Source organism: Herbidospora sp. RD11066, from assembly GCF_054661255.1.
Map to the genome: position 1 here is coordinate 1 of NZ_BAAGDO010000212.1, position 260 is coordinate 260.

Annotated in this window: 1 protein-coding gene; it reads right to left on the bottom strand. The window is 45.4% G+C overall.

All coding sequences use genetic code 11. The features are described 5' to 3' along the window. Positions 1–260: eL42 family ribosomal protein (locus ACYQ78_RS39770; protein ID WP_459806172.1), on the bottom strand; the 260-nt coding region annotated here is incomplete at both ends.

The following is a 260-nucleotide window of genomic DNA, read 5'->3' on the forward strand; positions in this document are numbered from 1 at the left end:
ACAGAACGACATGGCTACGATCCGACTTGTCTCCACCCAGCTCAAAATGCTTGCACCTTTTGAGGGCCATTTGTTTCCTGTACTTGCACTCAGTGCATTCCATACGGAGAACAATTTTCTTGGTTGTTTTAGCCTTTTTGTGGAATATAGGTTTCGTCTGACCCCCGTAACCTGACTGTTTACGATCGTAACGGCGTTTTCCCTGAGCGAAAAGACTGGCCTTTCCTGTCTTATACTGCGTGACTTTATGTAAAGTGTGT